11 protein-coding genes and 1 pseudogene are annotated in these 19,185 nt (G+C 72.1%); 9 read left to right on the top strand and 3 right to left on the bottom strand.

Translation table 11 applies throughout. The annotated features are described in order from the left end of the window. Positions 1 to 52: 52 nt before the first annotated feature. The 4 genes from PV682_RS40185 (at position 53) to PV682_RS40170 (ending at position 12,229) form a co-directional block, all read left to right on the top strand. On the top strand, positions 53 to 9,958 hold the full coding sequence (locus PV682_RS40185; protein WP_319737367.1) for a DUF7927 domain-containing protein: 9,906 nt from the start codon (positions 53 to 55) through the stop codon (positions 9,956 to 9,958). Next, complete coding sequence (locus tag PV682_RS40180; protein WP_319737365.1) at positions 9,955 to 11,064, top strand: LCP family protein; 1,110 nt, start codon at positions 9,955 to 9,957, stop codon at positions 11,062 to 11,064. The genes PV682_RS40185 and PV682_RS40180 overlap by 4 nt, the downstream gene beginning before the upstream one ends. 113 nt (positions 11,065 to 11,177) lie before the next feature. Beyond that, the gene (locus PV682_RS40175; RefSeq protein WP_319737363.1) at positions 11,178 to 11,573 is read left to right on the top strand and encodes a hypothetical protein; all 396 of its coding nucleotides are present in this window, start codon (positions 11,178 to 11,180) and stop codon (positions 11,571 to 11,573) included. Continuing rightward, complete coding sequence (locus PV682_RS40170; RefSeq protein WP_319737361.1) at positions 11,570 to 12,229, top strand: RICIN domain-containing protein; 660 nt, start codon at positions 11,570 to 11,572, stop codon at positions 12,227 to 12,229. The genes PV682_RS40175 and PV682_RS40170 overlap by 4 nt, the downstream gene beginning before the upstream one ends. Before the next feature lie 9 nt (positions 12,230 to 12,238). On the opposite strand, the gene PV682_RS40165 is transcribed toward PV682_RS40170, so the two are convergent. Both PV682_RS40165 and PV682_RS40160 read right to left on the bottom strand, forming a co-directional pair. Next, complete coding sequence (locus PV682_RS40165; protein WP_319737359.1) at positions 12,239 to 13,057, bottom strand: serine hydrolase; 819 nt, start codon at positions 13,055 to 13,057, stop codon at positions 12,239 to 12,241. A 98-nt stretch (positions 13,058 to 13,155) separates the two neighbouring features. After that, positions 13,156 to 13,830 (bottom strand): annotated as a pseudogene (locus tag PV682_RS40160) (L,D-transpeptidase); the annotation flags it as partial. 429 nt (positions 13,831 to 14,259) lie between these two features. On the opposite strand from PV682_RS40160, the gene PV682_RS40155 reads away from it, so the two are divergent. The 4 genes from PV682_RS40155 (at position 14,260) to PV682_RS40140 (ending at position 17,582) form a co-directional block, all read left to right on the top strand. Then, positions 14,260 to 15,447: a cation:proton antiporter gene (locus PV682_RS40155; RefSeq protein ID WP_319737358.1), complete on the top strand. Its 1,188-nt coding sequence runs from the start codon at positions 14,260 to 14,262 to the stop codon at positions 15,445 to 15,447. Continuing rightward, the gene (locus tag PV682_RS40150; protein ID WP_319737356.1) at positions 15,434 to 16,618 is read left to right on the top strand and encodes a PucR family transcriptional regulator; all 1,185 of its coding nucleotides are present in this window, start codon (positions 15,434 to 15,436) and stop codon (positions 16,616 to 16,618) included. Before PV682_RS40155 ends, PV682_RS40150 begins: the two co-directional genes overlap by 14 nt. A 65-nt stretch (positions 16,619 to 16,683) precedes the next feature. After that, entirely contained in the window at positions 16,684 to 17,091 is a 408-nt protein-coding gene (locus PV682_RS40145) for a hypothetical protein (protein ID WP_319737353.1), read from the top strand. Between the two features lie 35 nt (positions 17,092 to 17,126). Beyond that, positions 17,127 to 17,582, top strand: coding sequence for an NUDIX domain-containing protein (locus tag PV682_RS40140; protein ID WP_319737398.1), 456 nt, complete (start codon positions 17,127 to 17,129; stop codon positions 17,580 to 17,582). Between the two features lie 82 nt (positions 17,583 to 17,664). On the opposite strand, the gene PV682_RS40135 is transcribed toward PV682_RS40140, so the two are convergent. After that, positions 17,665 to 18,420: a DUF5324 family protein gene (locus tag PV682_RS40135; RefSeq protein WP_319737351.1), complete on the bottom strand. Its 756-nt coding sequence runs from the start codon at positions 18,418 to 18,420 to the stop codon at positions 17,665 to 17,667. Between the two features lie 229 nt (positions 18,421 to 18,649). Here PV682_RS40135 and PV682_RS40130 point away from each other — a divergent pair, with 229 nt between their 5' ends. After that, positions 18,650 to 19,165: a peptidylprolyl isomerase gene (locus PV682_RS40130; RefSeq protein ID WP_319737348.1), complete on the top strand. Its 516-nt coding sequence runs from the start codon at positions 18,650 to 18,652 to the stop codon at positions 19,163 to 19,165. The last annotated feature ends 20 nt before the right edge of the window (positions 19,166 to 19,185 follow it).

Below are 19,185 nucleotides of genomic sequence, written 5' to 3'. Positions count from 1 at the left end.
TGCATACACCTTCTGCTGACGTGCCGTCATATGACCACAGGCAGGGAACCCGATGTACGAGAAGACCACCCGCTGGCCGGGCCGCACCCTCGCGGCTCTCGTCGTCCTGTTTCTCGGGATCGGGGCCGCGCCCGCGCTGGGAGAACCGGCGGGGGTACGGGACGCTCTGGGCGGCGGGGGCGCGCGACTGCTGGTGGACTGGCCGGGCGGGTCGGGGGCGCTGGGGGACTCGCTGAGTGGTGAGGGCGGGTACCGGGTGACGTTCACGCCGGGGGAGGGGGCGGCGGAGAAACGTGCGGACGAGGGGCATGTGGACGAGGGGCGTGCGGACGAGGTACGGGGGGCTCGGCCTCGTACGGCGCCTGATTCCCGTACGGCGGAGCAGCCCCGCACGGCGGAGCCCGGCGGGCTGCGGGAACCGGCCGCGTCGGTCGCGCCGGACTCCCCCGCCGACCCCGCGCCGCCCGCCGCACCGGACGACGCCAAGGCCCCCTCGCCCAGCCCGAGTTGGCGGACGGTCGAGCTGTCCCGGGAGGTCGCCGGGCGGGACGGTGCGCGGGGCATCGAGCTGCCCGCCGCGCCGCGCGGCCGGCCCTACACCGTCACCCTCGCCCTTCCCGAAGCCCGGCCCGCCTGGGTCAGCGTGCTCGGCGACGGCGCGGACGGCGTGTTCGCGGAGGGCGCCCGGCGCGACAACCGGTTCGACCGCCGGGAACACGGCGCCGACCTGGTGTTCACGCGGCCGGTGCGGACGATCGAGCTGACCGTGTCGGAGGGCGCCCCGGACGGACTCGTCCTGGCGGGCCCGTTCGGCTCGCTGCGGGACGAACCCGGCGACGAGACAGTTGATCAGGACGCCCCTTCAACAAAGCCCGGCGACAAAGCCGTTGAGCCGGACGCCCCTTCAAAGCAGCCCGGCGACAAGCCCGTCGGCAAAGCGCCCCTCCCCGCCCCCCACGCCCCCCGCGTAACCACCCCCCGCCGAGCCTCCCCCTGCACCCCCTCCCCCGCCTACACGAACTGCACCCTCTTCAGCTACACCGGCGCCGACCAGACCTTCTCCGTTCCCCCCGGCGTCAGCAGCCTGAACGTCCAGCTGTGGGGCGCGGGCGGCGGCGGCGACAACGCGGCGTACTACACCGGCCAGGTCGGCGGCGCGGGCGGCGGCTACACGACCGGCACGCTCGCGGTGACCCCGGGCCAGTCGCTGACGGTGATGGCGGGCCAGGGCGGCCAGGTCAACGCGTACGCGCTGATGTACGGCGGCGGCGGCGCGGGCGGCTGGACGCAGACGGCGGGCGCGATCGGCGCCAGCGGCGGCGGCATGTCGGCGCTGTGGAACGGCGCGAGCTTCTCAACTCCCTTGCTGATCGCGGGCGGTGGCGGCGGCGCCTCCCCGGGCGCGGACACCGGCAACCCCCGCCCCGGCGCGGGCGGCGGCACGAACGGCGGCGGCGACGGCCAGCCCGCGCTGTCCGGCCAGGGCGGCACGCAGAGCGCGGGCGGCACGGCGGCCACGAACGGCACCGGCGCCTCGCAGTGCGCGGCCACCGTGAACACGGCCGGCCGGCAGTGGTACGGCGGCAACGGCTTCAGCGCGGTCACCGGCCGGGACGGCGAGGGCGGCGGCGGTGGTGGCGGCGGCTACTTCGGCGGTGGCGGCGGCTCCTGCCAGCTGATGGGCCCCAGGACCGCGTACAACGGCCCTGGTGGCGGCGGTTCCGGCTACATCGGTGGCGCGGGGGTCACGGGCGCCTCGACGACCAACGGCTCCAGCCCGACCGCGAACAACACGGGCGGCGCGGCGGCCGGTACCGGCTCGGCGCAGTACCCGGCGGGCGTCGGGGCGGGCGGCGGCGACTCCAGGAGCGGCGGCAACGGCGCCGTCGTCATCCAGTGGGTGACGCAGACCAAGCTGAGCGTGACGAAGACGGCCTCACCGAATCCGTACGTCCCCGGCAACCCCGTCACCTACACGGTCACCGTCGCCAACGCGGGCCCGGCCCCGGCGACGAACGCGCGGATCACGGATACGGTCCCGGCCGGCCTGACCGGCACCACCTGGACCTGCACGGCGTCCAACGGCAGCTCCTGCGGGGCGAGTTCGGGCACCGGCAACGCCCTGAACACGACGGCGACCCTCGCGGCGAACGGCACGGCCACCTACACGGTCACCGGCACCACCTCGCCCTCCGCGACCGCCGCCCTCACCAACACGGCGACCGTCACCCCGCCGCCCGGCGTCAACGACACGACCTGCGGGGCGAGTTGCTCCGCGACGGCGACGACCCCGGCCGCACCCCGCGCCGACCTCGCCGCGACGAAGACGGCGAGCACGGCGAACGTGTCGCCGGGCCAGACGTACACGTACACGCTGACGACCACGAACAACGGGCCGTCCACGGCGACGAACGTCCGCATGACCGACACGCTGCCCGACAACGTGACGTTCCAGTCCGGTTCGGGCTGCACGGCGTCCGGGCAGAGCGTCACCTGCGGCCCCGCCGCCTCGCTCGCGCCGGGTGCCGGCCAGTCCTGGACGATCACCGTCAAGCTCGCCTCCTCGTACAAGGGGAACGGCTCCGACATCGGGAACACGGCGACCACCGTCTCCGACACGCCCGACCCCAACTCCTCGAACAACACGGCGACTTCAGGGCCGCCGCCGATCGTCCCGCAGTCCGACTACGACGTGACGCCGAGCGGGCCGGGCGGGACGGTCGCGCCGGGACAGGCGACGACGATCCCGGTCGTCGTGAAGAACAACGGACCCGCCGACGCGGCCGGGAACGTCACGGTGACGGTCACGCTGCCGACAGGGGTGACGGCATCGGGGACGCAGCCACCGGGGTGCACGGCCAACTCGGCTGGCACGGTGGTCACTTGTACGGTCGCCACGCTCACCGCCGGGTCCTCGCAGAACCTGCCGATCGGCGTGCTCGTCTCGCCGAGCGCGCCGCCCAACAGCACGCTGACCCAGACCGGCGGGATCGTCGTCAGCGGGCCCAACGACAACGTGGCCAGCAACAACACGGCTGACGTGGTGGTGCGGACGACCGGCGGGGTCAGCGATCTGGCCGTCACCAAGACCGCGAGCCCGACGAACGTCAACTACGGCGAGAACACCGTCTTCACGGTCACCGTCACCAACAACGGGCCCAGCGACGCGGCGAACGTACAGGTCACCGATCAGCTGCCGAGCGGGCTCACCTATGTGAGCGACGACTCCAACGGGGCCTATTCCGGGGGAGTTTGGCGGCCCGGGACCATCGCGGCGGGCAAGAGCGCCACGCTGAGGATCACAGCCGAGGTGACCAGTACGACGGCTCGGACCAACACCGTCACGCAGGCGACGTCCGATTCGACCGATCCGACGCCGTGTTCGGGGAACTGCGCGTCCGCGACCGTGACGCCGATCGCCGCCGACGTGGCGACGACGAAGACCGCCACGGGGACGCCGATCGCGCCGGGGGAGACGTTCCAGTACGACCTGAAGGTCACGAACAACGGGCCGTCGGCTGCGGCTGCGGTCGCCGTCACGGACACGCTCCCGGCCCAACTGGCCTTCGTCTCCTCGGCGTCCGGCTGCACCGCCTCCGGCCAGAACGTCACCTGCCCGCAGATCGCGTCGCTCGCGAACGGCGCGAGCCAGACGTTCACGATCACCGTCCGGCTCGCGTCCACCTACACCGGCAACGGGTCCGACATCGCCAACACGGCCACCTCGACCTCGACCACGCCCGACCAGACGCCGGGCAACAACACGTCCCCGCCCGCGTCCCCGCAGGTCACGGCGCCCAAGACGGGGCTGACGGTGTCCAAGACCGGGTCCTCGACCTCGTACCAGCCCGGTGAGATGTTCTCCTACACGGTGACCGTGAACAACGCGGGGCCGTCGACCGCGCTGCCGACCGTGACGGACACCCTGCCCGCCGGGTTCTCCGGCTTCGGATGGAACTGCGCCGCCACCAACGGGAGTTCGTGCGGTGCCGCGTCCGGGAGCGGGAACATCTCCGACCGGCCGACCGTCGCGCCGGGCGGCACGGTCACGTACACCATCAGCGGGACGGTGCCCGCCTCCACGTCCGGGAACCAGACCAACTCGGCGACGGTGACGCCCGGTTCGGGGACAACGGACTCCGGGTGTTCGCCCTCGTGCACGTCGACGGTCGTGACCGACGGGCCCAGCGTGCAGGTGGCCAAGACCTCGGCGCCCGCTCCTGCCAAGGCCGGGCAGACGGTGACGTACACCATCACGCTGAAGAACAGCGGTACCGGGGACGCGAGTTCGTTCACGTACGTCGACGACCTGAGCGACGTGGTGGACGATGCGACGTTCGTGGCGGGGTCGATCACGTCGACTCCGGCCGGTGGCACGGGGAGTTACGACCCCGGCACCAAGAAGCTGACGTGGACCGGGGCCGTCGCGGCGGGGGCGACCGTACGCGTGACGTACCAGGTGACCGTGGGGAACCCGCCCGGCGGGAACCAGGTGCTGAACAACGTGGTCTCGGCACCGGGCACCAACTGCGCCACCGGGTCCACGGATCCGGCCTGCTCCGACGACAACGGGGGCGGCATCCCCCGGCTCGCGATCAGCAAGGCCGGCGACGCGGGCGGGGCGGTGCGTCCGGGGCAGAAGGTCACGTACACGGTGACCGTCCGGAACCCGGGGACGGCCACCTATACGGGGGCTTCCTGGACGGACGACCTGAGCGGGGTCCTGGACGACGCGGTGTACGGGGGTGACGCGGCGGCGTCGGCCGGTTCGGTGTCGTACGCGGCGCCGGTCGTGAAGTGGACCGGCGATCTGGCGGCGGGGGCGACCGCGACGATCACCTACTCCGTGACCGTGGACAACCCCGACACCGGGGACAAGAAGCTCACCAACTCCGTGACCGGGCCCGCCGGTTCGAGCTGCGATCCCTGTACGACGACCAGTTCCGTCGCCCAGCTCAAGCTGACCAAGACGTCGACGCCGGCCGACCCGGCGGCGGGGCAGACGGTGACGTACACGGTCGTCGCGGAGAACACCGGGGCCGCCGTCTACACCGGGGCGACCTGGTCCGACGACCTGTCCGACCTGATCGACGACGGGACGTACAGCGGGGACGCCTCGGCCACCTCGGGGAGCGTCGCGTACGCCGCGCCGAAGCTCACCTGGACCGGCGACCTCGACCCCGGCGACAAGGCGACCACCACCTACTCCGTGCAGCTCGCCAACCCGCTCTCCGGCAACAAGCGGCTGGTCAACAAGGTCGTGTCGACCACGGACACCAACTGCCCCCAGGGGACGGCGAATTCCGAGTGCGGCGACCGGACGCCGGTCACCGTACGCGAGCTGACCATGAAGAAGACCTCGTCCAACACGGCACCCAAGCCCGGCGACAAGGTGACGTACACCGTCACCGTCACCAACACGGGCACGGCCGCCTACCCGGGCGCCACCTGGTCGGACGACCTGAGCGGGGTGCTCGACGACGCGGCGTACGGGGGTGACGCGGCGGCGACTTCCGGGACCGTCGACTACGCGGCACCCACGCTGAGCTGGACCGGCGACCTCGCGGCGGGCGCGTCCGCGACCACCACCTACACCATCACCCTCGACGACCCCGACACCGGCGACCGGACCCTGAAGAACACCCTGGTCTCGACCTCGCCGGGCGCCAACTGCGGCGCCGGTTCCACGGATTCGGCGTGCACGGCGGGCCCGTACGGCATCCCGTCCCTGACCCTCACCAAGACCGTCTCCCCGGGCACCCCCCTCCCCGGCGACACGATCACCTACACGGTCACCGTCCAGAACACGGGCACGGCCGCCTACCCCGGGGCCGCCTTCACGGACGACCTCTCCGACGTCCTCGACAGCGCGACCTGGCTCGACGACACGACGGCGACGGCCGGTTCGGTGGCGTACGCGGCCCCGAAGCTGACCTGGACCGGCACGGTGGCGGCGGGCGCCACCGAGACCGTCACCTACGCGCTCAAGCTCAACAACCCGAGGACGGGCAACGACACCATCGTCAACGCCGTTACCGGACCGGCCGGTTCGAACTGCAAGAAGGGTTCGGCCGACAACCGCTGCTCGGCGGCCATCGACGGCCTGCCCGAACTGCACCTCACGAAGAAGTCCTCGCCGGCCGCCCCGGTCGCGGGCGGCAGGACCACGTACACGGTCACCGTCCAGAACACGGGCACGGCCGCCTACCAGGGCGCGGTGTGGTCGGACGACCTGAGCGGGGTCCTGGACGACGCGGTGTACGGGAACGACGCGACGGCCTCCTCCGGCGCGGTGAACTACACGGCACCCAAGCTCACTTGGACCGGCGACCTCGCGGCGGGCGCCTCCGCGACCATCACCTACTCCGTCACCGTCGCCTACCCGGTGAGCGGCGACGGCACCCTGAAGAACGCCCTCACCGGCCCCCAGGGCTCCAACTGCGAGGCCGGTTCGGCGGACGCCGACTGCTCGACCTCCAGCGGCATCGGCGCCCTGCGGATCGCCAAGACGTACAGCCCCCAAGTCGCCCTGCCCGGCGGCGAGATGACGTACACGGTGACCGTCGAGAACACCGGCACCGGCCCCTACCCGGACGCCACGTTCACCGACGACCTGACCGGCGTCCTCGACGACGCCGTCTACGGCGACGCCTCGGCCACCTCCGGTTCGGTGTCGTACACGGCGCCCGTCGTGAAGTGGACCGGCGACCTCGCCGCGAAGGCCAAGGCGACCATCACCTACACGGTCACCCTCAAGGACCCCGACACCGGCGATCAGCGCCTCACCAACTCCGTGGTGGGCCCGCCCGGTTCGAACTGCGCACCCGGCTCCACCGACCCGGCCTGCGCACCGCCCCCCGCCGGAATCCCCGCCCTGGAGATCGCCAAGACGGCCTCCAGCAACCGCCCCACGCCGGGCACGAAGGTCACGTACACGGTGACCGTCACGAACACGGGCACGGCCGCCTACGCGGGCGCCTCCTGGTCGGACGACCTCAGCGACGTGCTGGACGACGCGGCGTACGGCGACGACGCGGCGGCGTCGGCGGGTGCGGTGTCGTACGCCTCGCCCGTCGTGAAGTGGACCGGCGACCTGGAAGCGGGCGCGTCGGCCACCGTCACCTACTCCGTCACCGTCGACAACCCGCTCAAGGGCGACGGCAAGCTCGCGAACTCCGTCACCGGCCCCGCCGGCTCCAACTGCCGGGCGGGCAAACAGGATGCGTCCTGCTCGACCGGCGACAAGCCCGGAGACGGCATCCCCCAGCTGAAGTTGAGGAAGGCGGTCAGCTCGGGCACCGCGTCGCCGGGGTCGAAGGTGACCTACACGATCACCGCGCAGAACACCGGAACGGCCGTCTACACCGGGGCGTCCTGGTCCGACGACCTCAGCGCGCTGCTGTCCGACGCGGTGTACGGGGGCGACGCGGCGGCCTCCTCCGGCTCGGTGAACTACGCGGCCGAGACGCTCACTTGGACCGGTGACGTGCCCGTCGGGGAGACCGTCACCACGACGTACTCGGTCACCCTCAACGCCACGACGACGTCCACCGAACCCCTGAAGAACACGGTCACGTCGACGTCCGACACCAACTGCCCCACCGGCACGACGAATTCGGACTGCTCCGCCACCCTCGGCGTCCCCCAGTTCTCCGTCACCAAGACCGCCTCGACGAACCACCCCCTCCCGGGGCAGGACGTCACGTACACGGTGACCGTCCACAACACGGGTTCCGTCGCCTACCCGGACGCGGTCTGGTCCGACGACCTGAGCGGCGTCCTGGACGACGCGGTGTACGAGGGTGACGCGGCGGCGTCTTCCGGCTCGGTGTCGTACGCGTCGCCCGTGCTGAAGTGGACCGGTGACATCCCCGTCGGCGGGACGGCCACCGTCACCTACACGGTCAGGACCAAGTCCGACCCGGCCCAGCTCGGCGACGGCGTCCTCGCCAACACCGTCACCTCCACCTCGCCGGGCAACAACTGCTCTGTCGCGGCCAACTCCGGCTGCTCCACGACCTCCAGCCCCATCCCGACGCTGAGGTTCACCAAGTCCCGTACGACACCTGTGGTGTTGCCGGGCGCCAAGGTCGAGTACCAGGTGACCGTGTCGAACCCGACGACGTCCGACTACCCGGACGCGTCCTGGACCGACGACCTGAGCGGGGTCCTGGACGACGCGGTGTACGGGGGTGACGCGGCGGCGTCGGCCGGTTCGGTGTCGTACGCCGCGCCCGTGCTGAAGTGGTCCGGCGACGTGCCCGGCGGTGAGACCGTCACCATCACGTACTCGGTGACCGTCGACACCGAGGACCGGGGCGACGGGAAGCTCACGAACACGGTCGTCTCCGGGGTGCCCGGCACCAACTGCCCTGCCGGGTCCGGGAATGCGGCCTGCTCCACCGGCAGCGGCACCAGTGGCGTCGTACCTCGGCTGAAGATCGTGAAGAGCGTCGACGTCGCCGAGGTGCTGCCCGGTGATCTGCTGAACTTCAAGGTCGTCGTCACGAACGACAGTGCCGCCGACTATCCCGGGGCGACCTTCACGGACCGGATCGTGCAGGGGGCCGGGCTGCTCAACACGCGGGCGGTGAAGGCGCCGAGCGCGGACTCGGGGACCCTCACGCCGGGTTCCGGGCTGTCGTACCGGTGGGTCGGGGATGTCGCCGCGGGGGCCTCGGTGACCGTGACGTACACGTACATGGCCAACGCCGTGCCGACGGCCGGTGCCCGCGAGGTCGTCAACGAGGTGACCGACGCGAGCGCCAACACCTCGTGCTACGGCAACACCGCCGACGGGACGTACCCCGCCGGGTGCGGGGCGACCGTCGGCACACCTCAGTACGAGTGGGGTGAGGCGCCGGACTCGTACCGGACGCTCGCGGCCTCCGGTGGGCCGTACCACGCGATCGTGCCCGGGCTGTACCTCGGCAAGGGGTCGTTCCCGGACGTCGACGGGCGTCCCGGGAGCGCGCGGCTCGACGAGGGCGGGCGTGGTCCTCGGGTACTGCCCGTCGCGTACACCGGTGGTACGGGGTACTCCACCACCGTCGACCTCACCAACACGACCGGTTCGGCCACGCTGCTCGCCGCCTGGCTCGACTACGACTTCGACGGGCGGTTCGACCAGGGGGAACGCATCCTCCGGACCATTCCCGCCGGGGCCAGGTCGACCGTGCTGGACTGGGCCGACGCCTCCTTCGCCAAGGCGGGTACTACGTACCTACGCCTGAGGTTGTACGGCGCCCAGGTGCCGGCCGGGCGTAGTCCCGACGTACCCGCGGGGGAGTCCCTCGTCCGCGTCGGCGGTCATCTGCGGACCGTCCCCGCCCAGCGGGCCCTGCCCGCCGACCCCCAGCCGTACGGGTACGGCGGCGCCGGACAGGTCGAGGACTTCCGGGTGCGGGCCGCCGCCGGGAAGCTGAACGTGCGGATCACGTCCGACAATCCGCGGCCCCGGCCCGGGGACAAGGTGACCTACACGGTCACCGTGTGCAGCGCCACCGGGGCGCCGTACACCGGGGCCACCGCCTCCGCCGGGCTGGCCCAGGTCCTCAAGTACGCGACGTACAACGGGGACGCCGCCGCCTCCAACGGTGCCGTCCGGTACGGGAGTTCGGCCGTCAACTGGACCGGGACCGCGCCGGCCGACTGCTCGCGTCCCGTCCGGATCACCTTCTCCGTCACGTACGGGCGGACCCCTGTGCCGCCGGGCACCGTCGTCGACGTACCCGTCGTGGGCGGGCCCGGGGCCAGCAACTGCCCCGCCGGGTCCACCGCCGCCGAGTGCAACGCGTCCGCCGTGTTCGAGGGGCACGGGCACCTGCCCGACACCGGGGGCGGGCGCGGCATGTCGCCCCTGTGGGGCGTGGCCGCGATCGTGTCGGCCGGGTCCGGGCTCCTGCTGTGCCTCGCGATGTGGCTGCGGCGTCGGCGGGGCTGGAGGGTCGGGCGATGAGGCGGGTGGTTACGGCCGTGCTGGGCGGGGTCGTGTTGGCGGGGGCTCTGCTGGGCGGTGGTTCGGCGGTGGGCGGGGCTCTGCTGGGTGGTGGTTCGGCGGTGGCCGGTGGTTCGGTGCTGGGCGCCGGCTCGGTGCTGGGCGGGGCGGGTGCGTCGGCCGTCTCGCGGGTGGCCGTGTTCGACGAGGGGCGGCCCGCCGGCGGGCCGGGCATGACCATCCTGCTCATGGGCATCGACGACCGGACGCTCACGCGGGAGGAGCTGCGGGAGTTCCACGCTCGCGGGGAGGCGTGCCACTGCACGGACACCCTCATGCTCGTCCACGTCTCCGCCCGGCAGGACCGGGTCAGCGTCCTGAGCCTGCCCCGCGACTCCCTCGCGCGCATCCCCGCGCACCACGACGCCGGGTCCGGCCAGTGGGTGCCCGACCATGACGCGAAGATCAACGCCGCGTACCGGGAGGGCGGGGCCGCGCTGTCCGTCCGTACCGTCGAGGAGATGACCGGAGTGCCGGTGGACCGGTACCTCCAGGTCGACTTCCGGCGGTTCGTGGACTCCGTGAACCTGGTCGGCGGGGTCGACGTGTGCACGGCCCGGGGGATCGACGACCCCGCCACGAAACTGGCGTTGACGCCGGGCACCCATCGTCTCGACGGCGGGCGCTCCCTCCAGTACGTCCGCTCCCGCAAGTTCGACGGCGCCGCCGACCTCGGCCGCGTCCAACGCCAACAACGCTTCCTCGTCGGCGTGTTGAAACGCCTCCAGGCCAACCCCGTCGACCTGCTCCGGCTCAGCCGTACCCTGCTCGGGTCCGTCACCGTCGACCAGGGCTTCAAAGACGCCGAGTTGGTGTCCCTGGCGAAGACCCTCGCCCGGCTCGCCCCCTCCGCCACCGAGTTCGCGACGGTCCCCATCGGTGGGTTCGAGGACGTTCCCGGCGTGGGGTCGACGCTGGTGTGGGACCGCTCCCGGGCCGACGAGGTGTTCACCCGCCTCCGCGAAGACCGCCCGCTCACCCCGGCCTCCTCTTCCCAACGCCCCTCCGAGGTACCCGAGTTCGGGTCCTACGAGCCGGTGCGTGGGGGGACGATGGTCTGCGGCTGAGGAGACGGTGAGTTCAGAACCCCGGCGAACTCCCCCGCGAACAGCGTCCGTTCCGCTGTCGTCCACCCCCGCACGGGACTACCGTTGACGCCCACGGCGAAGGGGGCAACGTCATGCTGGACGAAGCGACGCTGGCGCTGGCCGCGTCCGTGGGGACGGCGGTGGCGCAGGCCGCGGGGACGGACGCGTGGGCGGCGTTCAGGGCGCGGCTCGCGAGGACGTTGGGACGAGGCGACGCGGAACGCGAAGCGGCGCAAGGCGAACGCCTCGACCGCACGGCGGACGACGTGACGGCAGGGAGGGGCGAAGGCGCGGACGCGGTCTGGCGCACGCGGACAGAAGATCTGCTGGAAGACCTGGCCCCGCCGGAGCGAGCCGCTCTGAAAGCTGAACTGAAGGCCCTTGTCGGAGAGTTCACCGGCGCCAACGGATACCTCTTCCTCGGCGACGCCGCGATCCAGCACGGCAACGGCAACATCCAGGTGAACAGGTTCGGTCCACGCCCGTGAAGCGGCGCGGGAACAGCGTCTTCCACGGCCCAGGAGCCGTCCAGGAGGGCTCGGGCAACCTCCAGATCAACGTGCACGACAACCGCATGACCATCCTCGCGGTCTGCGTCGTCGGCATCGTCTTCGGTACGACCCTCGCGGTCGTCCTGCTGAGCGGCGGCTCCGGCGAGCCGCGCGGCGCCGCCGACACCCCGACAACACCGACGAGTTCAGCCGTACAGCCCCGTACGGACAGCGCCCTCGCCGGCCGCCTGGTGAACGACGGCAGCGGCCTCTGCCTCCGCGCCCCCGGCACCGCGCCCGGCCTCGTCCCCGTCCTCGCGGCCTGCGCCGCCGCCCCCGACCGCACCTGGACCCTCCCCGCCGGCCACGACGACAGCGAGGCCCGCGCCCTGCGCAACGCGCACAGCGACCGCTGCCTCACCACCACCGGCACGGAGAACTCCGCCCCGGTCCCCCAACTCCCCTGCACCACCCGCCCGGACGCCCACTGGCAGGTGCTGTGGGGAACCGGCGACCGGGCGGGCCACTTCATGCTCCGCAACACGGCCAACGCGAAATGCCTGATGGCCCAGGGCACCGAACCGAACCGCCCCACGGCCCAGATCTCCTGCGGCGAGCGGTACGCCGACCAGTGGTGGCACATCGCCCGGTGAGCCGCCCCGCTACCCCGGCCCGTCCAGCGCGGAATGCACGGCCCGAGCGACCCGCTCGACCGTCGTCACCCCGTATTTCATGCTCGCGTTCCCCTGCGTGAGCACCGTGATGGTGTACGTCCGCCCGCCCCCGACGAACACCCCGCTGCTGTGCACCCGCCACCCGTGACTCGCCCGCTGAAGCCACCCGTTCTTCACATGGACCTTCACGGATGCAGGCGCCCCTTTCGCAGTCCCCCACCGCTGCGATTTCACGACCTTCCCCATCAATTCCAACGCGTACGACCGTGAGGTCGCGTTCAGTGCCGTGTTCTGCTCGACCAGCAGCCCGGTGAGCCTCTGCTGATCCCGCGCCGTGATCTGCGTGAGCCCCCAGTAACCGTATGGATTCGGCTCGGTCTGCGTCATTCTCGCCGCTGCCAGAAACCCCCGTACTTTCCCCACCCCGAGCTGATTCCACAGCGTGTTCGTCGCCGCATTCCCCGACCGCGTGATCATCGAGGCGGCCAGCTTCTTCTCCCGCTCCGTGAGCCCCCGCCCCTTTCTCTGCGCGTCCCACAGCAGCGTCCCCAGCACCGTCACCTTCACCACGCTCGCCGCGTCGAACGCGTACGCACTGCGCAGCGCGCACCGCGTCCGGCTCCCCCGGTCGTGCAACGCCACCGCGACCGTCCCCCGCCGCCCCTCCAACGCCTCCGCGATCCCCCGCCGCACCTTCGCCGCGAGCCCCTTCCTCCCCGACGTACAGCTCACCCCGGCCGCGGCCCCCGCCTCACCGGCCCCGGCCAGCACCACCAGACACACGCACACCACCTGCGCCCACCACACCCGCCCCCTCATTCCGGATCGGGATTCGGCGGCGGCCCGACCTCCGTCACCGGCGCGGGATCCCCGGCCGGCACCGGCGCCACATACGGCACACTCCGCGCGGTCCCCGGCTTGACGCCATAAACGAAAACGGCGTCCTTCAACTTCAGCACCCCCCACAACCGCCGGGCATCCGCAAGCCGCAGATTCACACACCCATGGGACCCCCCGGCGAACAGATTCCCATACGTCCCGTGAAACGCCTGCCCCCCGTCAAAAAACTGCGAGTACGGCATAGGAGCCCCATCATAAAGACTCGAATAATGATCCCGATCCCGCCAATAAACCCGATGCCACCCGACCCGCGTCTCATACCCGTCCCGCCCCGACCGCACAGGAACCGGCTGGTAAACCACCCGCTTCCCCTTCTGCACCCACATCAACTGCCGCGTCAGATCAACACAAGCCACCCGATACTTCCGCACCGGACACTTCCCCCCGGCATTGGGATTCCGCGCCGCCTCGACCACCAGCATCATCCGATACGTCCCCAACCCCGCATACCCATCCGCCGGCACCACCCCATTCCTCGCCTGAAACCCCCGAATGACCCGACAGTCCCCCACCGACTGCCTCCCATCCACCACCAACCCCAAATGCCGCTCAAGCTGCCGCTGATAGGGCCCGGTGGAGGTATTGCACACAGCCGGGACAGCCCCCGCGGGAGCCGTCGGCAGCAGAGCCGCACACAGCGCGACCGCCGCCCCGAACATCCGTCGTCCGCCCTGCCGCATCCAGCACCTCCTCAGACCTCAGAGCCACCCGGCCCTACCCCACAAGTCCCACCTCACCCAAACCCCCACGCCGCGGACCGCCGCATTACCCCCGATCGGCGGACGCCGAGTCCCGCTGAACTTGCCGCGCGGCAAGGAGAGATACGGTAAAGTTCTTTACCGAATACTTACGACCGTCGGGGAGAGGGGGCGTACCCATGTACCAGGGCATCCGTGCCGTACGTGTGGACAACGCCGCCCGCGACGGCGTCCCTGATACCGGCCGCAGCCTCTAGCGCTGCCCGCGCCCGAGCCGACGTACAGATCGGCCCGGCCCGCCGACAACACCCACAGCCTTCACGTACGTACGACGCGCGCACCCGCTCCGGGACGGCCCGCGTCGGCACAGACGCCCGCGACCTGAACCGAATCGACGGAGGTCAGACGCCCGTGCACGACACGACCGCCATGCTCATCGAACTCGGGGCGATCATTCTCGCCCTGGGCCTGCTCGGCCGGCTGGCCGGGCGGATCGGGTTCTCGCCGATCCCCCTCTACCTGCTCGCCGGACTCGCCTTCGGGCAGGGCGGGCTGCTGCCGCTGGAGGCGAGCGAGGGGTTCATCGCGACCGGCGCCGAGATCGGCGTGATCCTGCTGCTGCTCATGCTGGGGTTGGAGTACAGCGCGAGTGAGCTGGTCACGACGCTGAAGACCCAGTACCCGTCAGGGGCCGTCGACTTCGTGCTCAACGCGACGCCGGGCGCCGTGCTGGCGCTGCTGCTCGGCTGGGGCCCCGTCGCGGCGGTCGCCCTCGCCGGTGTCACCTGGATCTCGTCGTCCGGCGTCATAGCGAAGGTCCTCGGCGAACTGCGCCGCCTGGGCAACCGCGAGACCCCGGTCGTGCTCGGCATCCTGGTCCTTGAGGACCTCGCGATGGCGGTCTACCTGCCGATCCTCACGGCCGTACTCGCCGGAGTCGGCCTCGCGGGCGGCGCGCTCACACTGCTGATCTCGCTGAGTACGGTCGGCGCGGTGCTGTACGTCGCGCTGCGCCACGGGCGCCTCGTCAGCCGCGCGGTCGCCTCCGACAGCGCCGAACTGCTGCTGCTCGTCGTCCTCGGCCTGACGCTGCTGGTCGCCGGGGTCGCGCAGCAGCTGCAAGTGTCCGCCGCCGTGGGCGCGTTCCTCGTGGGGATCGCGCTGTCGGGGGAGGTCGCGGAGGGCGCGGGCAACCTCATCACCCCGCTGCGGGACCTCTTCGCCGCCGTCTTCTTCGTCTTCTTCGGCCTGCACACGGACCCCTCGGCGATCCCGCCGGTCCTGGTGCCCGCGCTCGCGCTCGCGCTGGTCACGACGGGTACGAAGATCGCCACCGGCTACTGGGCCGCCCGCCGCGCGGGCATCTCCGTCCCCGGGCGCTGGCGGGCCGGTGGAGTCCTCGTCGCACGCGGCGAGTTCTCCATCGTCATCGCGGGCCTCGCGGTCGGGGTGGAACCGAGGATCGGCCCCCTCGCGACGGCGTACGTCCTGATCCTCGTCCTCCTCGGCCCCCTGACGGCCCGCTGGACGGAACCCCTCGCACGTACGGCGGCCGTGGGCGGCACACGGCAGAGGGAGGCGGCACATGCGGGCGGGTGAGGGCACGAGACCGACACCGGCCCGGCAGCGAGTCGTCCGACACACGCGCGGCATCCCGCATCCGAAACCCGCCCCCACGCGTCGTACCCGGCAGGCGACCAGCAGGGAGGCGTACGGGGTGGACGGGACGGCCGGGTTCGTCGAGGGGTTCGCGGAGATTCTCGCCGACGCCGGGGCCACCGGACGGCGGCTGACGCGCGAGGAGCTGGAGTCGCGGCGGGCGCTGGGGGCGCGCGCGGCGGAGGCCGGGGTGGCGTGGCGACCGCTCGTGCGGGCCTACCTGAGCGCGGGCCGGGAGCACCGGCCGGCCGGCGCCGACCTCGACGACGTCCTCGGCGTCCTGGAGCAGGCCGTCGACGCGTTCTCCGACGGGTACGAGCGGGCCCAGCGGCTCGTCGTGCGCAAAGAGGAGGCCGCCCGCCGGGAGTTCATCGACGACCTCCTCGCCGGCCACGGCGACCCGGGCCAACTCGCCGCCCGCTCCGAACGGTTCGGCCTGCGCCTCTCCCGCGCGCACGCCGTCGCGGTCGCGGCCGGGCCCGAGGCGTACGACGAGAGCGACCCCGTACCCCGGCAGGTGGCCGCCGAGTTGTTCACCCGCTTCGAGAACCGGCGCATCCTGTTCACCACCAAGGACGGCCGGATGGTGTGCGTCGCGCCCGGCGACCAGGAGGACGTCCTCGTCCACTTCGCGAAGCTCGTGCACGCGGCGACCGGCGGCGCCGGCCAGGTCGCCGTGGGGCGGACCCGTACGGGGGCGGTGGGCATCGGGCATTCGTACGAGGAGTCCCTCAACGCGCTCGACGTCGCCCAGCGCATGGGATTCGACGACCCGTTGCTGCGCGCCGCCGATCTCCTCGTCTTCCCCGTCCTCGCCCGCGACCGGCAGGCGCTGCTGGATCTCGTCCAGCACACGCTGGCCCCGCTGGAGCAGGCGCGCGGCGGGGCGCAGCCGCTCCTCGACACGCTCACGGCGTACTTCGACACGGGCTGCGTCGCCGCCGCTGCCGCGCGCGAACTCTCGCTGAGCGTACGGGCGTTGACGTACCGCCTCGAACGCGTCCACACCCTCACCGGCGTCGACCCCGCCGAACCCGCCCACCGCTACACCCTCCAGACCGCCGTCATCGGGGCGAGGTTGCTCAACTGGCCGTCCAGGCCGCTGAGCTGACCGCCGGATGGGAGAATTCCGGGGGCCCCGCGCGGAGTCGGGCGGGGCGGAGGAGGAGCGTCGGCATGATCGAGTGGAGCGACTTCGGCACGGGCGGCGTACGGCCCGTACCCCAACCGGTGGCCACGCCCCTGGTCTGGGCGGGCGCCTTCGCCGGCGCGCTCCTCCTGGTCGGCGTCCTCAACACGACCGTCGGCATGGACCGCCCGCACCTCGCCCTCCTCGCGCTCTCCGTCCTCGCCGCCGTCCTCGGCCTGTGCGCCCGCTTCACCGCCGCGCCGGGGACGGCCGCCCTGTGCTGGCTCTTCCTCAACGGCTTCGCGATCCCGCCCGCCGGGACGCTGACCTGGACGGTCTCCCGGGACGCCCTCTGGCTGGCCTGCCTGCTGGGCGCGGCGCTGGCGGGGACCGCGCTGGCCCGGGTGGTGGACGCGCGCGCGGCCTACCGGCGGGTCTCGGGGTGGGAGGAGTGAGGGGGGCCACCGGGAACCGGGACGCCCGGCACCCCGTGCAGCGGCTCGTCGCCCGCCTGTGGCGGCTCGTGCGAGGCTCCTGGCAGTGGCGGATCCTCTGGCTCGCCCACGCCAAGTTCATGGTCGGCGTCACGGGGGTCGTCCGCAACGACGAGGGGCAGGTGCTGCTGCTCAAGCACCGGCTGTGGCACCCGAAACACCCCTGGGGCCTGCCGACCGGCTGCGCGAACAAGGGCGAGGAGTTCCCGCTGACCGTCGTCCGGGAGGTCAAGGAGGAGACCGGCCTGGACGTCGTACCGGGCCGCCTCCTCAAGCTGACCAGCGGCTACAGGCTCCGCGTCGAGGTGGCGTACGAGGCCCGGCACACCGGCGGCACGCTGAAGATCGACCCGTTCGAGATCCTGGAGGCCCGCTGGTTCGACCCGGACGAGCTGCCTGCGGCGATGCAGGACTCCCACCGGGAGCTGATCAGGAGCACGGAGAAGGCGTGACCCCGGGGAGCGCCGTTTCACGTGAAACACAGCCATGGGGCGGGCGACGCGATCACGTCACCCGCCCCACAGCCCGGTTCGCTCAGCCGTGCTTCTTCCGCTGCCCCTGCCCCTCGCCCTGCGCGGCCTCCGCCTCGGCCTCCTTCGCCTGGACCTCGGGATCGAGGCCGGTGTTGTCGACCGACTTCAGCGCGCCCGGCGCAGGGACCTCGGTCGCGGCCGGGGGTTCGACCAGCCAGTCCGGGTTGGCCTGGCGGTCCCACCAGCGCCAGGCGGCGTACGCGCCCCCGGCGAGGACGCCGAGGACCGCGAGCCCCTTGACGGCGCGCCCGGCGCGGGCGCGGCGCCGGTTGGCGCGGACCAGGCGGTCGATCTGGGCCGGCGTCACCTGGCCGCGCAGGGCGGCCAGCGCGGCGGCGCCGCGAGCGGCGGCCTCGTCGCGGACGGGCCCCGCCGCGGCCACGGCGTGTTCGATGCGGGGACGCGAGTACTCGGCGGCCTGCCGCGCGGCGATCCGCGTACGGACCGCCGCCTCGTGCGCCGCGTGGTCGACCTTCGGCGGGACATGCGCCCGCGCCTGTTCGAGGCGCGGCGCGAGATGGGCGTCGTACTGGACGCGGGCCTGCTCGGCGGCCTGGGACATCTTCGGCGCGAGCCGTACCCGCGCCTCCTCGGCGGCCTGGGACACCTTGGGCGCGAGCCGTACCCGCGCCTCCTGCGCGTAGTGTGCGGCCCTCTCCTTCGCCGTGTCGGCGTAGGGCGCCACCACTTCCGCGGCGTGCAGGACGCTGTCCTTCGCCGAGCCGGTCGCGGCGCGCACGCTGTCGATGCGGGTCACGGGTTCCTCCTCCTCGGTGGCGTACGTTCTATCGGCTTTCCACCCAATTGGGGATCATGCCTGTTCCGGTGCGACCGGGCCTGCGGAGGCGGGCATACGGGTGCCGATCGGGCATGCCGTCGACGATGCCACGGAACCGGGCGTCGCGCAGGAGGGCGGCACGAGACGGGGAAAGGGCGGTCGTGCGAGGATCGGGGGGTTAAGAAGGCAGTCGACGAAAGGCACACCCGTGGCCGACACCATCGCCACCATCAAGACCAACCACGGCGACATCGTGATCAAGCTCTTCCCGAATCACGCCCCCAAGACGGTCGCGAACTTCGTCGAACTCGCCACCGGCGCGCGCGAGTGGGTCAACCCGACCACCGGCCAGAAGACCACGGACAAGCTGTACGACGGCACGGTCTTCCACCGCGTGATCGACGGCTTCATGATCCAGGGCGGCGACCCGCTGGGCAACGGCACCGGCGGCCCCGGCTACCGCTTCGAGGACGAGTTCCACCCGGAGCTGAAGTTCAACAAGCCGTACCTGCTCGCCATGGCCAACGCCGGCCCGGGCACCAACGGCTCGCAGTTCTTCATCACCGTCGGCCCCACCCCGCACCTGAACAACCGCCACACCATCTTCGGTGAGGTCATCCAGGGTGCCGAGGTCGTCGACAAGATCGCCAAGGTCGACACCGGCCGCAACGACCGCCCGGTCAGCGACGTCGTCATCGAGCGCGTCGCCGTCACCCAGGGCTGAGCCCGCCCCCCGGCCCTTCC

Origin of the sequence: Streptomyces niveiscabiei (genome assembly GCF_033794345.1) — a bacterium.
Classification (GTDB): domain Bacteria; phylum Actinomycetota; class Actinomycetes; order Streptomycetales; family Streptomycetaceae; genus Streptomyces; species Streptomyces niveiscabiei.
This window is presented reverse-complemented; position numbering and strand designations above follow the sequence as displayed.

What these genes read in the sequence shown, in the direction of transcription:
- PV682_RS40150 (WP_319737356.1), top strand. Translation starts at nt 15,434, where the DNA reads ATGCGGGCGGGTGAGGGCACGAGACCGACACCGGCCCGGCAGCGAGTC.
- PV682_RS40180 (WP_319737365.1), top strand. Translation starts at nt 9,955, where the DNA reads ATGAGGCGGGTGGTTACGGCCGTGCTGGGCGGGGTCGTGTTGGCGGGG.
- PV682_RS40145 (WP_319737353.1), top strand. Translation starts at nt 16,684, where the DNA reads ATGATCGAGTGGAGCGACTTCGGCACGGGCGGCGTACGGCCCGTACCC.
- PV682_RS40185 (WP_319737367.1), top strand. Translation starts at nt 53, where the DNA reads ATGTACGAGAAGACCACCCGCTGGCCGGGCCGCACCCTCGCGGCTCTC.
- PV682_RS40175 (WP_319737363.1), top strand. Translation starts at nt 11,178, where the DNA reads ATGCTGGACGAAGCGACGCTGGCGCTGGCCGCGTCCGTGGGGACGGCG.